Annotated in this window: 9 protein-coding genes, 1 tRNA gene and 3 rRNA genes; 3 read left to right on the forward strand and 10 right to left on the reverse strand. The window is 52.4% G+C overall.

Annotated elements, in window-relative coordinates; translation table 11 throughout:
- Positions 1–240: 240 nt before the first annotated feature.
- The 4 genes from polA to AC6I8A_RS19345 form a co-directional block, all read right to left on the reverse strand.
- A complete protein-coding gene (gene polA / locus AC6I8A_RS19330) occupies positions 241–3,033 on the reverse strand; it encodes a DNA polymerase I (protein WP_497818923.1) in 2,793 nt (930 codons plus the stop codon).
- A gap of 367 nt (positions 3,034–3,400) precedes the next feature.
- The gene (gene dsbA, locus AC6I8A_RS19335; protein ID WP_256697874.1) at positions 3,401–4,030 is read right to left on the reverse strand and encodes a thiol:disulfide interchange protein DsbA; all 630 of its coding nucleotides are present in this window, start codon (positions 4,028–4,030) and stop codon (positions 3,401–3,403) included.
- A 26-nt stretch (positions 4,031–4,056) separates the two neighbouring features.
- Entirely contained in the window at positions 4,057–5,043 is a 987-nt protein-coding gene (locus tag AC6I8A_RS19340) for a serine/threonine protein kinase (protein ID WP_265303125.1), read from the reverse strand.
- Positions 5,044–5,089: 46 nt separating this feature from the next.
- Positions 5,090–5,365: a YihD family protein gene (locus AC6I8A_RS19345; RefSeq protein WP_061720519.1), complete on the reverse strand. Its 276-nt coding sequence runs from the start codon at positions 5,363–5,365 to the stop codon at positions 5,090–5,092.
- A gap of 71 nt (positions 5,366–5,436) precedes the next feature.
- On the opposite strand from AC6I8A_RS19345, the gene mobA reads away from it, so the two are divergent.
- Together mobA and mobB are read left to right on the forward strand one after the other, a co-directional pair.
- Positions 5,437–6,012 (forward strand): molybdenum cofactor guanylyltransferase MobA, encoded by a 576-nt coding sequence (gene mobA, locus AC6I8A_RS19350; protein ID WP_479486384.1) that lies wholly within the window; start codon positions 5,437–5,439, stop codon positions 6,010–6,012.
- Entirely contained in the window at positions 6,009–6,512 is a 504-nt protein-coding gene (mobB, locus tag AC6I8A_RS19355) for a molybdopterin-guanine dinucleotide biosynthesis protein MobB (protein WP_497818924.1), read from the forward strand. Before mobA ends, mobB begins: the two co-directional genes overlap by 4 nt.
- A 76-nt stretch (positions 6,513–6,588) precedes the next feature.
- Here the strand turns inward: mobB and rrf are convergent.
- The 5 genes from rrf to AC6I8A_RS19380 all read right to left on the reverse strand — a co-directional run bounded on the left by rrf (position 6,589) and on the right by AC6I8A_RS19380 (position 12,248).
- Positions 6,589–6,704: ribosomal RNA gene (gene rrf / locus AC6I8A_RS19360) — 5S ribosomal RNA — on the reverse strand.
- Positions 6,705–6,810: 106 nt separating this feature from the next.
- A 23S ribosomal RNA gene (locus tag AC6I8A_RS19365) occupies positions 6,811–9,716 on the reverse strand.
- A gap of 213 nt (positions 9,717–9,929) precedes the next feature.
- Positions 9,930–10,004: transfer RNA gene (locus AC6I8A_RS19370), tRNA-Glu, on the reverse strand.
- Positions 10,005–10,092: 88 nt separating this feature from the next.
- A 16S ribosomal RNA gene (locus AC6I8A_RS19375) occupies positions 10,093–11,632 on the reverse strand.
- Together the 16S, 23S and 5S rRNA genes with 1 tRNA gene alongside form the textbook arrangement of a ribosomal RNA operon.
- Before the next feature lie 403 nt (positions 11,633–12,035).
- Positions 12,036–12,248, reverse strand: a complete 213-nt coding sequence (locus AC6I8A_RS19380) for a hypothetical protein (protein ID WP_256698480.1) — start codon at positions 12,246–12,248, stop codon at positions 12,036–12,038.
- Here AC6I8A_RS19380 and mdtD point away from each other — a divergent pair.
- Positions 12,187–13,590 carry a multidrug transporter subunit MdtD gene (gene mdtD / locus AC6I8A_RS19385; RefSeq protein WP_256697877.1) on the forward strand — a complete coding sequence of 468 codons (1,404 nt, stop codon included), beginning with the start codon at positions 12,187–12,189 and terminating at the stop codon, positions 13,588–13,590. The genes AC6I8A_RS19380 and mdtD overlap by 62 nt on opposite strands.
- On the opposite strand, the gene rbsR is transcribed toward mdtD, so the two are convergent.
- On the reverse strand, positions 13,587–14,570 hold the full coding sequence (gene rbsR / locus AC6I8A_RS19390; protein WP_256698465.1) for a ribose operon transcriptional repressor RbsR: 984 nt from the start codon (positions 14,568–14,570) through the stop codon (positions 13,587–13,589). The genes mdtD and rbsR overlap by 4 nt on opposite strands.
- Positions 14,571–14,582 lie beyond the last annotated feature (12 nt).

The following is a 14,582-nucleotide window of genomic DNA, read 5'->3' on the forward strand; positions in this document are numbered from 1 at the left end:
ATTTTCCGCGCCCTACAAAGGGTTTTTTGTTGTTAAGTTTCAGGATTCGACATCTTTTTTACTAAGTTCATCACACTTTCACGTGTGCGATGTAGTTTAATTACTAAAAAAATGCTTAGCCGATAAGTAGTTACAAAACGCGCATTTAATAGACCGCTTTGTGAGGTTGCTGAACCGATTAAGTAAACATTTTTCTTATGATGATGTCAGCGGCACGCAAATACCGCTGAATACGCATAATCAGTGCGCCTCATCCCAGTTATCGCCGGACCCGACCTCAACCTGCAGCGGCACATCCAGCTTCATGCTGTTCTCCATCAGGTCACGGATGGTCTTAATCGAGCTATCTACCGCGTCGCTGCGAATCTCAAACACCAGTTCATCGTGTACCTGCATAATCATGCGCACGGCATCGTCTTTTTGCTCTAACAGCCAGCCATCCACCGCAATCATCGCGCGTTTGATGATGTCTGCCGCCGTGCCTTGCATTGGGGCGTTGATCGCCGCACGCTCCGCTGCTTTACGACGAATGGCATTGCTGGAGGTAATATCAGGCAGCCACAAGCGACGACCATCAAGCGTTTCAACATAGCCTTTCTCTGCCGCCTTCGCGCGCGTCTCTTCCATATAACGCAACACGCCCGGATAGCGTTCAAAGTAGAGATCCATGTATTTCTTCGCCTCACCCGCGCCGATATTCAGCTGGCGAGAGAGACCAAACGCGCTCATTCCGTAGATCAGGCCAAAGTTGATCGCTTTAGCACTGCGACGCTGCTCGCCCGATACTTTGCCAAGCGCCACACCAAACACTTCTGACGCGGTGGCGCGGTGGATATCTTCGCCCTGAGCAAACGCATCCAGCAGACCTTTATCTTGCGACAAATGCGCCATGATGCGCAGTTCAATCTGTGAGTAGTCCGCAGCAACAATACGATTGCCCGACCCGGCGATAAACGCCTGGCGAATTCGGCGCCCTTCTTCGTTGCGCACCGGGATATTCTGCAGATTAGGATCGGTAGACGAGAGTCGTCCTGTCGCGGTTACCGCCTGATGATAGGAAGTATGCACGCGGCCGGTAACCGGATTGATCATCAGTGGCAGCTTATCGGTGTACGTCGATTTCAACTTCGATAAACCACGATGTTCAAGAATCACTTTCGGCAATGGATAATCGAGCGCCAGCTCAGCCAATACTTCTTCGCTGGTCGACGGTGCGCCGCCCGGCGTTTTCTTGGTTGGCTTGATTCCCTGCTTTTCAAACAAAATGGTTTGCAGCTGTTTAGGTGAAGAGAGATTGAACGGTTCGCCCGCCAGCTCGTGCGCTTTCAGCTCCAGTTCGGCCACACGCGTGGTCAGCTCCTGCGAGTGTTTCGCCAGGATATTCTGATCAATCAGCACGCCGTTGCGCTCAATACGCGATATCACCTTCAACAACGGCATTTCTATCTCTTCAAATACCTGTTTCGGCCCCGCTTCCGGCTCCAGCTTCTCCCACATTTTCAGATGCAATTGCAGCGTGACATCGGCATCTTCCGCCGCATAGTGACCGGCTTGCTCGATAGCAATTTGGTTAAAAGTGAGCTGATTTTTCCCTTTGCCCGCGATCTCTTCAAACGTCACCGTTTTATGGTTGAGCCAGCGCGCGGCCAGGCTATCCATATCGTGTTTGCCGCCCACGCTGTTCAGGCAATAGGATTCGAGCATGGTGTCGAATTTGATGCCGTTCAGTTCGATGTCGTAATTCTTCAGCACGCCGCGATCGTATTTGAGATTCTGGCCAACCTTCGCCGCTTTGCCATCTTCCAGCAGCGGTTTTAGCTGCTTCAGTACTTCACTACGATCCAGCTGATCTGGCGCATCCAGATAATCGTGGGCGACCGGCAGATAAGCCGCTTCACCCGGCGCGACGGCAAAACCAATACCGACAATATTGGCGCTTAAGGTATCCAACGAGTCGGTCTCAAGATCGAAAGCGAAGAGCTCGGCGCTTTTCAGCTTTTTCAGCCATTCAGTAAATGTCGCTTCATCGAGGATAGTGACGTAGCCATCCGCAGAGAGCACGCTGGTCGCTTCGGCAGCGGGCGCAGCAGGTTCGCTGAGGTGCGCTTTCTTAGTCTGCGCGTTGCTCTTTTTACCTTGTTGCAGCCATGAGCCATCCTGCAAATCGGTGATCCAGCGCTTAAATTCATAGCGGCTAAGCAAGGTTTGCAACGCTTCTACATTGGGTTCATTGACAACGAGCTGATCGCACGTCAGATCCAATTCAACATCGGTTTTGATGGTTGCCAGCTGATAAGACAGGAAAGCGACATCGCGATTTTGCTCCAGCTTCGCCGCCATGGTTTTCGCGCCGCGGAACGAGAGATCGGCCACTTTATCGAGATTGTCATAGATTGACTGCATACCACCCAAGCCTTGCAGCAGCGCCTGTGCGGTTTTCTCACCGACGCCCGGCACGCCCGGAATGTTGTCCGAGCTGTCGCCCATCATGGCAAGGAAATCGATAATCAACGCGGGTGGCACGCCATATTTCTGCTCGACCTCTTCCGGACCGAGCACGGTATTGGTCATGGTGTTAATCAAGGTGATTGCAGGCGTCACCAGCTGCGCCATATCTTTATCGCCGGTGCTGATCAACACCGGGCGGCCAAGTTTTTCCGCCTCTAGCGCCAGCGTACCGATGACATCATCCGCCTCAACGCCAGAGACCGCCAACAGCGGCAGGCCCATCGCTTTCACCATTTCATGCAGCGGCTCAATCTGCGCACGCAGATCGTCTGGCATCGGCGGACGGTGCGATTTGTAGTGCTCAAACAGCTCATCGCGGAAGGTTTTGCCTTTCGCATCGAAGACCACAGCCACATGGCTTGGCTGATACTGCATCAACAGGCTCTTCAGCATATTGAGCACACCATACATGGCGCCAGTTGGCTCGCCTGCACTGTTCGTTAGCGGCGGAAAGGCATGATATGCACGGTACAGATAAGATGAGCCGTCGACCAGAATCAGGGGATTTTCTGCAATTTGCGCCATAGGTTCGTATTTTCTTCGTTGCGATAATGAGGGCTATAAGGATGCCACAACCGGAGGAGAATGTTGAATGCACTCGGGGAAGTCAGGATCTTTTTCGTCGTTACGCGGCATGGATCGCAAGGATCAATCTGTGGATAAGTTTGTGCGTAAAAATCATAACGTATTGTTATTTACGTTAATTGCAATTACTTTAATATTAAAAATTAAATTATATCAGTTAGTTAAATACTTACCGTGACCTCATCCGCTCTAATGAAAAGACGATCGTCCATGTGGATATTAAGCGGAAGGTCAATAAATACATCCTATACGTATGAGAGAAAAGGCAATAAAAAACGCCGGCAGTGCCGGCGTTCTGAAAACTAAATTACTTCTTTTCTACCAGGAACTTCACTACGTTGGCGTAATCAGCAACGAAGTTGTCCATTGAGCTGGTATCCAGGCCACCGTTGTTAACCATATATTTGCCGTTAACAAAGATTGCTGGCACACCTTGCAGATTGACGTCTGCTGCCGCTTTCTGCTGCTGCGCAACTAGCGCTTTTACAGCGAAGCTGTTCCACGCTGCATCGTAATCTTCTGAAGAGATACCCGCCGCTTTAATAAAGGTCTCTTTCAGGCTTGCTGCATCGGTAACGGTTTGGGTTTTCTGAATACCATCGAAGATCGGTGCAGTAACTTTGCTTTCTACGCCCAGCGCCATGGCAACAGCCCATGCCTGAGTGACAACCGGACCGAATTGACCGCCAAGGAAATCAACGTGGTATTTGGTCACTTTCGTATCCGCCGGCAGGTTCTTTTTCACTGCATCGCTCACGTGATAAACGCGTTCGAACTGGTAGCAATGTGGGCAGAAGAAGGAGAAGAACTCCAGAACCTGCGGCTCACCCGCCACTGGCTTTGGCAAAGTAACGAACTGCTTACCCTCGTTGAACTGTGCCGCTGAGGCGCCAAATGCCAGCATTAAACCTACCAGCGCAAACATGATCTTTTTCATCGTGAAACAATCTCCTGAGTACTTCATTAATATTGCGGGCTAAGCTGCAACGGCGGTTCCTGTAGCAGCCTTTCCTGCTCGATAAATAATGCAATCTGCCGGCGCCAAAAATCCTCATCTGTCATCCAGGGAAAGGCGCGCGGAAAAGCGGGATCCTGCCAGCGGCGTACCACCCAGGCCAAATAATAAACCATGCGCATAGCGCGTAAAGGCTCAATCAGTGACAATTCATGTAAATCAAAATCACCGAATTCATTATAGGCTTCCAGCAAAATGTCCCATTGAATCAATTGTTCCTGACGATCGCCATTGACCAGCATCCACAAATCCTGCACTGCTGGTCCGTTACGGGCATCATCAAGATCGACAAACATCGGGCCTTCACGCCACAGAATATTGCCGGGATGGCAATCGCCGTGCAACCTTAACGGCTGCCATTGGCTATGCCAGCGCTGCTGCAGTGTCGCGCTGAGCTTATCAACGGCAGCAAGCAGTAAGTCCTTGAGTGAAGACGGAACTAACGCGCTTTGTTCCAGCTCCTGGCGTGGTTGAAACACATACTCTTCAAGGCCGAAGGTGGGCCGCCGCTGAAACAGGCTTTGCTTTGCGGTTTGGTGGATGCGGCCCAGAAAGCGGCCAACCCATTCCATCTGATCCTCGTTATCGGTTTCATATTGCCGCCCGCCTAAACTGGGGAAGACCGCGTACATGAAGCCGGCATGATGATTCAGCGTACTGCCCTGCAGAACGAGCGGCGCGGCGACCGGCACTTCATCCTCTAATAAATCCTGAGTGAACTGATGCTCTTCAAGGATCTGTTGCGCGCTCCAGCGCTGCGGACGATAAAACTTAGCCACATAGCGGCGTTTATCATCATCGCTGAACTGATAGACGCGGTTTTCATAGCTATTGAGGGCGGTTAAGCCTGATTCGACACGCAGACCCGCATCCCAAAGTGCATCAAGGATGACATCGGGATTCAGCGTCTGGAAATTAAAGGCGGCTTCGCTCATCATTTGGCCTGTGTGTTACCTTTGCGATTAATGCGCAAGGATAACATTACTCATCATCCTTAATCACACCGCGTGCACGTAATAGCGCGGTTTTGAAGTCCACTTCATAATCCTTTTTCAGGCCGGGAATGACACTCTGGCTATCTGTGTCACGCATTTTGAGATGGTAAATCAATACATCATCGGTTAATTCACTTAATGGGCCACTGAAACCAGATTCCTGCGCCAGTTTTTGCAAAAATGCCAGCAAATTGAGATCGGGATCCTTTTGCCATGCCGGTTGCAGGAGCTCGAGCAGTTCATTGAGTCGGTGATATTTCATCATTGATTCCTTATGCAGATGGTACGCTGCCGCTCAGTAAGTATCGTCCAGAATGAAGCAAGGAGACGAAGATGACAGCTTTTACCGGCGTGATTCTCGCAGGTGGCCAAGGCAGCCGTATGGGAGGCCAGGATAAAGGGTTTTTGATGTTACAGGGCGAACCCCTTTATCAACACGTTTTGCGGCGATTCCAGCCGCAGGTCAATATTGTGTTGATAAGCGCTAACCGTAACATTGATCGCTATCAGGCAAGTGGTTGTCAGGTTGTTACCGATTCATTGCCCGATTATCCCGGACCGCTGGCTGGCATGCTCAGTGGTTTACGCAGCAGTGAAACCGAATGGGTCGCTTTCTGCGCTTGCGATACGCCATGGATCCCCAATGATTTCGTCGCGCGTTTATGGCAGCAGCGTAATGATGCGCCCGCCGTGTGGGTGAAGTCTTCCCTGCGTGATCATCCATCCTTAGCGCTGGTCAATCGTGCGCTCGCTGATGATCTTGAAGCCTGGCTACTGCGCGGCAAGAGACGCCTGATGCAGTTTTTACATGAGCATGGCGGGCATGCCGTTGCGTTTTCGGATCCAGAATCTGCGTTTCGCAATATCAACACGCCAGACGACCTCGTGAATGAGGAAAAATGTTTATGAGCCTGCGCTTACTGGCTATTGCCGCGTGGAGCGGGACCGGAAAAACGACCTTGCTCGAGCAAGTTATCCCGCTGCTCAAAGCTCGGGGGATTCGCTCAGGCTTAATTAAGCACACACATCATCAGATGGATATCGATACGCCGGGGAAAGACAGCTATTTACTGCGCAAAGCTGGGGCGGATCAAGTGATCGTCGCCAGTAATCAGCGCTGGGCGTTGATGGCTGAAACACCCGATAGGCCGCTAAGCCTGATGCAATTAGCATCGCAGATGGATAGCTCGGCATTAGATCTGGTGCTGGTAGAGGGTTTCAAAGATGAGGCGGTCCCCAAAATTGCACTTTGGCGGCGTGGCGTTAAAGGTAGGGTTGAGGATTTGCTGGATCAGTATGTAATTGCAGTCGCTGCTGATGAAGATTTAGAACTGAATTTGCCGGTATTGGATATTAATCAACCAATGCAGGTTGCTGATTTTATTGCTCAGTGGCTGAAGAAGCGTTGAATTAGTAGATTTTTTACTAATATCCGGATGTAAAAAAGCCCCGAACTTTCGTTCGGGGCTTCTTCACTTAATTGATGCCTGGCAGTTCCCTACTCTCGCATGGGGAGACCCCACACTACCATCGGCGCTACGGCGTTTCACTTCTGAGTTCGGCATGGGGTCAGGTGGGACCACCGCGCTAAAGCCGCCAGGCAAATTCTTTGCGCAAAAACGAATAACATCCGCTTCCGCTAAATCTTTAATCCGTAAAACAAGCTGAAAATACCGGTCTCTCAGACCAAAACGCCTCTGGCGTTGTAAGGTTAAGCCTCACGGGTCATTAGTACCGGTTAGCTCAACGCATCGCTGCGCTTACACATCCGGCCTATCAACGTCGTAGTCTTCAACGTCCCTTCAGGACTCTCAAGGAGTCAGGGAGAACTCATCTCGGGGCAAGTTTCGTGCTTAGATGCTTTCAGCACTTATCTTTTCCGCACTTAGCTACCGGGCAGTGCCATTGGCATGACAACCCGAACACCAGTGGTGCGTTCACTCCGGTCCTCTCGTACTAGGAGCAACCCCCCTCAATTCTCCAGCGCCCACGGCAGATAGGGACCGAACTGTCTCACGACGTTCTAAACCCAGCTCGCGTACCACTTTAAACGGCGAACAGCCGTACCCTTGGGACCTACTTCAGCCCCAGGATGTGATGAGCCGACATCGAGGTGCCAAACACCGCCGTCGATATGAACTCTTGGGCGGTATCAGCCTGTTATCCCCGGAGTACCTTTTATCCGTTGAGCGATGGCCCTTCCATTCAGAACCACCGGATCACTATGACCTGCTTTCGCACCTGCTCGAGCCGTCACTCTCGCAGTCAAGCTGGCTTATGCCATTGCACTAACCTCCTGATGTCCGACCAGGATTAGCCAACCTTCGTGCTCCTCCGTTACTCTTTGGGAGGAGACCGCCCCAGTCAAACTACCCACCAGACACTGTCCGCAGCCCGGATTACGGGCCTACGTTAGAACATCAAACATTAAAGGGTGGTATTTCAAGGTTGGCTCCACGCAGACTGGCGTCCACGCTTCAAAGCCTCCCACCTATCCTACACATCAAGGCTCAATGTTCAGTGTCAAGCTATAGTAAAGGTTCACGGGGTCTTTCCGTCTTGCCGCGGGTACACTGCATCTTCACAGCGATTTCAATTTCACTGAGTCTCGGGTGGAGACAGCCTGGCCATCATTACGCCATTCGTGCAGGTCGGAACTTACCCGACAAGGAATTTCGCTACCTTAGGACCGTTATAGTTACGGCCGCCGTTTACCGGGGCTTCGATCAAGAGCTTCTCCTTGCGGATAACCCCATCAATTAACCTTCCGGCACCGGGCAGGCGTCACACCGTATACGTCCACTTTCGTGTTTGCACAGTGCTGTGTTTTTAATAAACAGTTGCAGCCAGCTGGTATCTTCGACTGGCTTCAGCTCCGGGAGCAAGTCCCTTCACCTACGCGCCAGCGTGCCTTCTCCCGAAGTTACGGCACCATTTTGCCTAGTTCCTTCACCCGAGTTCTCTCAAGCGCCTTGGTATTCTCTACCTGACCACCTGTGTCGGTTTGGGGTACGATTTCGTGTTACCTGGAGCTTAGAGGCTTTTCCTGGAAGCAGGGCATCAGTTACTTCACCACCGTGGTGGCTCGTCGTCACGCCTCAGCCTTAAGATATCCCGGATTTACCAAAGATATCAGCCTACACGCTTAAACCGGGACAACCGTCGCCCGGATAACCTAGCCTTCTCCGTCCCCCCTTCGCAGTAACACCAAGTGCAGGAATATTAACCTGCTTCCCATCGACTACGCTTTTCAGCCTCGCCTTAGGGGTCGACTCACCCTGCTCCGATTAACGTTGAACAGGAACCCTTGGTCTTCCGGCGAGCGGGCTTTTCACCCGCTTTATCGTTACTTATGTCAGCATTCGCACTTCTGATACCTCCAGCAACCCTCACAGGCCACCTTCAACGGCTTACAGAACGCTCCCCTACCCAACAACACATAGTGTCGCTGCCGCAGCTTCGGTGCATGGTTTAGCCCCGTTACATCTTCCGCGCAGGCCGACTCGACCAGTGAGCTATTACGCTTTCTTTAAATGATGGCTGCTTCTAAGCCAACATCCTGGCTGTCTGTGCCTTCCCACATCGTTTCCCACTTAACCATGACTTTGGGACCTTAGCTGGCGGTCTGGGTTGTTTCCCTCTTCACGACGGACGTTAGCACCCGCCGTGTGTCTCCCGTGATAACATTCTTCGGTATTCGCAGTTTGCATCGGGTTGGTAAGCCGGGATGGCCCCCTAGCCGAAACAGTGCTCTACCCCCGAAGATGAGTTCACGAGGCGCTACCTAAATAGCTTTCGGGGAGAACCAGCTATCTCCCGGTTTGATTGGCCTTTCACCCCCAGCCACAAGTCATCCGCTAATTTTTCAACATTAGTCGGTTCGGTCCTCCAGTTAGTGTTACCCAACCTTCAACCTGCCCATGGCTAGATCACCGGGTTTCGGGTCTATACCCTGCAACTTAACGCCCAGTTAAGACTCGGTTTCCCTGCGGCTCCCCTATACGGTTAACCTTGCTACAGAATATAAGTCGCTGACCCATTATACAAAAGGTACGCAGTCACCCCATTAAAGAGGCTCCCACTGCTTGTACGTACACGGTTTCAGGTTCTGTTTCACTCCCCTCGCCGGGGTTCTTTTCGCCTTTCCCTCACGGTACTGGTTCACTATCGGTCAGTCAGGAGTATTTAGCCTTGGAGGATGGTCCCCCCATATTCAGACAGGATACCACGTGTCCCGCCCTACTCTTCGAACTCACAGAATGTGCACTTTCGTGTACGGGGCTATCACCCGGTATCGCGCGACTTTCCAGACGCTTCCACTAACGCACAAACTGATTCAGGTTCTGGGCTGTTCCCCGTTCGCTCGCCGCTACTGGGGGAATCTCGGTTGATTTCTTTTCCTCTGGGTACTTAGATGTTTCAGTTCCCCAGGTTCGCCTCGCAACACTATGTATTCATGTTGCGATGATGCACTGAGTGCACCGGGTTTCCCCATTCGGACATCGTCGGCTGTAGCGGTTCATATCACCTTACCGACGCTTTACGCAGATTAGCACGTCCTTCATCGCCTCTGACTGCCAGGGCATCCACCGTGTACGCTTAGTCGCTTAACCTCACAACCCACAGGCGTTTTGCAACGCTGCGGACTGCAGGCATTGAGAGACTCGAACATGTTGTTATTCATTTCTTATTACGGAGAAATGAACCAACACGTCGTTTCAATTTTCAGCTTGTTCCGGATTGTTAAAGAGCAATATCTCAAACATGACGGTTAAGTCAGTTTTGAGATACTTCGTGGAGACACCTTTCACCTGTCACCAAGCAAGTGGCGTCCCCTAGGGGATTCGAACCCCTGTTGCCGCCGTGAAAGGGCGGAGTCCTAACCGCTAGACGAAGGGGACACGATAGTGTCACGACTTCGCAGCCGTCTTGCTCATTACTTTTTATCAGACAATCTGTGTGAGCACTGCGCGGGAAGGTATCTTCAGGTAAGGAGGTGATCCAACCGCAGGTTCCCCTACGGTTACCTTGTTACGACTTCACCCCAGTCATGAATCACAAAGTGGTAAGCGCCCTCCCGAAGGTTAAGCTACCTACTTCTTTTGCAACCCACTCCCATGGTGTGACGGGCGGTGTGTACAAGGCCCGGGAACGTATTCACCGTAGCATTCTGATCTACGATTACTAGCGATTCCGACTTCACGGAGTCGAGTTGCAGACTCCGATCCGGACTACGACGCACTTTATGAGGTCCGCTTGCTCTCGCGAGGTCGCTTCTCTTTGTATGCGCCATTGTAGCACGTGTGTAGCCCTACTCGTAAGGGCCATGATGACTTGACGTCATCCCCACCTTCCTCCAGTTTATCACTGGCAGTCTCCTTTGAGTTCCCGGCCGAACCGCTGGCAACAAAGGATAAGGGTTGCGCTCGTTGCGGGACTTAACCCAACATTTCACAACACGAGCTGACGACAGCCATGCAGCACCTGTCTCAGAGTTCCCGAAGGCACCAAAGCATCTCTGCTAAGTTCTCTGGATGTCAAGAGTAGGTAAGGTTCTTCGCGTTGCATCGAATTAAACCACATGCTCCACCGCTTGTGCGGGCCCCCGTCAATTCATTTGAGTTTTAACCTTGCGGCCGTACTCCCCAGGCGGTCGACTTAACGCGTTAGCTCCGGAAGCCACTCCTCAAGGGAACAACCTCCAAGTCGACATCGTTTACGGCGTGGACTACCAGGGTATCTAATCCTGTTTGCTCCCCACGCTTTCGCACCTGAGCGTCAGTCTTTGTCCAGGGGGCCGCCTTCGCCACCGGTATTCCTCCAGATCTCTACGCATTTCACCGCTACACCTGGAATTCTACCCCCCTCTACAAGACTCTAGCCTGCCAGTTTCGAATGCAGTTCCCAGGTTAAGCCCGGGGATTTCACATCCGACTTGACAGACCGCCTGCGTGCGCTTTACGCCCAGTAATTCCGATTAACGCTTGCACCCTCCGTATTACCGCGGCTGCTGGCACGGAGTTAGCCGGTGCTTCTTCTGCGGGTAACGTCAATCGGTGAAGTTATTAACTCCACCGCCTTCCTCCCCGCTGAAAGTACTTTACAACCCGAAGGCCTTCTTCATACACGCGGCATGGCTGCATCAGGCTTGCGCCCATTGTGCAATATTCCCCACTGCTGCCTCCCGTAGGAGTCTGGACCGTGTCTCAGTTCCAGTGTGGCTGGTCATCCTCTCAGACCAGCTAGGGATCGTCGCCTAGGTGAGCCATTACCCCACCTACTAGCTAATCCCATCTGGGCACATCCGATGGTGTGAGGCCCGAAGGTCCCCCACTTTGGTCTTGCGACGTTATGCGGTATTAGCTACCGTTTCCAGTAGTTATCCCCCTCCATCGGGCAGTTTCCCAGACATTACTCACCCGTCCGCCACTCGTCACCCGAGAGCAAGCTCTCTGTGCTACCGTTCGACTTGCATGTGTTAGGCCTGCCGCCAGCGTTCAATCTGAGCCATGATCAAACTCTTCAATTTAAGTTTGATTTGCTGAAACAAGTTCAGCGGTGCTCATCTGTAAAACGTCATAATGAATTTCATTATGTGTTCACTCGTGAGGCTTTGATATTTTGTTGCGTCCGGAGACGCTGATATCAATCCTGCGAGTGCCCACACAGATTGTCTGATAAATTGTTAAAGAGCGTTGCGGGCAGCGGCTGAACCGTCTGTCGCGAGGTGGCGTATACTACGCTACTCTCCTTCGGAGTCAAACACTTTTTTCAGCGCTTTCATCCGGCGGGATGAATTTCTTCACTCCCTGCTGAGCCGTCTGCGTTGCCGCTTTGCCGTCTCAGTGGTGGCGCATTATAGGGAGTTATTCGGAGGTGACAAGGGTTAATTGCAAAAAAATGACTGAGCGCCTCTTTTTTAAACGAACGCGTTAAAAACAGACATTTCCCGGCGAAGAATCAGTCAAAAGCGCCGCTTCATCGGCACAAATCAGCGCCATCACCTTAAACACCAATGCTATTCTCTTTAACCAAACGTAATTTCTTTGTCGCAGGCTGACAATTATTCGAGAAGGACTTTCAATGATTCGCTCCGCGCGCAGTATGGCCGGCTTGCCCTGGATCGCCGCCATGGCGTTTTTCATGCAAGCACTTGACGCCACCATCCTGAATACTGCGCTTCCTGCTATCGCCACCAGCCTTGAACGTTCTCCTTTAGCCATGCAATCCGCCATCATCAGTTACACGCTAACGGTGGCAATGCTGATCCCGGTGAGTGGCTGGTTGGCCGATCGCTTCGGCACACGCAAAATCTTCATTCTTGCCGTATCACTATTTACGCTGGGTTCGCTGGCCTGTGCCTTATCCGGGTCATTGAGCATGTTGGTGGTCTCGCGCGTGGTGCAGGGGATTGGCGGAGCGATGATGATGCCCGTCGCGCGCCTGGCGCTGTTACGCGCTTATCCGCGCAGTGAACTGCTGCCGGTGTTGAACTTCGTTACCATGCCGGGTTTAGTGGGGCCGATTCTGGGCCCAATGCTCGGCGGGTTGTTAGTGACCTACGCCAGCTGGCACTGGATATTCCTCATCAACATTCCCATCGGTATCGCCGGCATCTTCTATGCGCGCAAATATATGCCGGACTTCACGACACCAAAACGCCGCTTCGACTTTTTAGGCTTCCTGCTGTTTGGTTTGGGTTTGGTGTTGATCTCGGTCGGCATCGAACTGTTTGGCGAACGCGTGGTGTTGCCGTGGCAAGCGGTGTTGGTGCTGTTGAGCGGCATTGCATTACTTCTTCTCTATATAGTGCACGCACGTCGTCATCCGGCACCGCTGATTAATCTGCCAATGTTTAAAACCCGCACCTTCTCGGTCGGCATCCTTGGCAACATCGCTTCGCGTCTGGGAACCGGCTGCATTCCATTCCTGATGCCGCTGATGTTGCAAGTGGGCTTTGGTTATCCTGCGCTGATTGCCGGTTGCATGATGGGACCGACAGCGATTGGCGCGCTGCTGGCGAAATCCACTGTGACGCAAGTGCTGCATCGCTTCGGTTATCGCCATACGCTGGTGGGTATCACCATCATCATTGGCATATTGATCGCCACCTTCTCACTGCAATCGCCGGGTGGCAGCGTGGTGATGTTGCTGGCGGCACTGTTGATTCTGGGGATGGCGATGTCAACGCAGTTCACCGCGATGAACACCATCACGCTGGCGGATTTAAATGATGAGAACGCCAGCGGCGGGAACAGTGTGCTGGCGGTAACGCAGCAGCTGTCGATCAGCTTTGGTGTGGCGGTGAGCGCCGCAGTGCTGCGTTTCTATCAGGATGTCGAGGCGACAACCGTCGCGCAATTCCACGCCACCTTCCTGACGATGGGCGTCGTCACGGTGTTGTCTGCCTTTACCTTTATGATGTTACGTCCGGGCGACGGCCGTAATCTAATCGCCAACCGCGAGAAAAAGAAGAAATCGGCTTAGACCGAACCGCGTTCCACCAGCTCCGGCGTCAGCACCAGCGTTTGCTGACTGGCGTCGGGATCGCTCATACGATGAATCAAGGTATCAATCGCCAGTTCGCCTAACTCATCTTTCGGCTGATGGATAGTGCTAAGCGGCGGCGTCAGGTAACGCGCCAGCTCGATGTTGTCATAGCCCATCACCGCAATATCCTGCGGCACGCGCAATCCGGCCTGGAACAAGGCGTGATAGACGCCAACCGCCATCGCATCGTTGCTGGTAAATATCGCTTCTGGCAGCGTATCCAGCGTCAGCAGTTGATTCATGGCGTTGAAGCCGCCCTGAAACTCAAAATCGCCATCAACTACATAACCCAACGGAACCGATAATCCGCTGTTGGCCATCGCCTTATGGAAACCTTCAAGACGCAACCGCGCGGGGGTTTTATCCTGCGGGCCAGCAATACAGGCAATGCGCGTATACCCACGATCGATCAGATGCTGAGTTGCCAGCTCACCGCCGAGCAGCGCATTATCCTGAATAATGTCGCCGCGCCCTTCAAAAGGCGCCCAGTCCATCATTACCATCGGCACCGACGGATAACGATTGAGGATCTCCGCTGAAGGCAGATGAGTTTCGGTGCACATCATTAACAAACCATCGACGCGCTTTTGCATCAGCGTCTCAAGGCTGCGATTCATGCGTTCTTCATCGCCTTCGGTATTACACAGAATCAAGCTGTAGCCGCGTTCGTAGCAGCTGTTTTCCACGCCACGCACCACTTCGGAATAGAACGGGTTACTGCTGGCGGTCAGCAGCATGCCGATGGTGCGGGTTTGTTTGATCTTCAGGCTGCGCGCCAGCGCGGACGGCGCATAGTTAAGCTCGCGAATCGCCTGATCCACCTTTTCACGCACCTGCTCGCTGACAAAGCGATTGTTATTAATGACGTGTGAAACGGTGGAGGTCGAGACGCCCGCCAGGCGGGCGACATCTTTCATGGTAGCCAAGCG

This window comes from Pantoea sp. X-Soil-ISGK-275 (assembly GCF_059730795.1).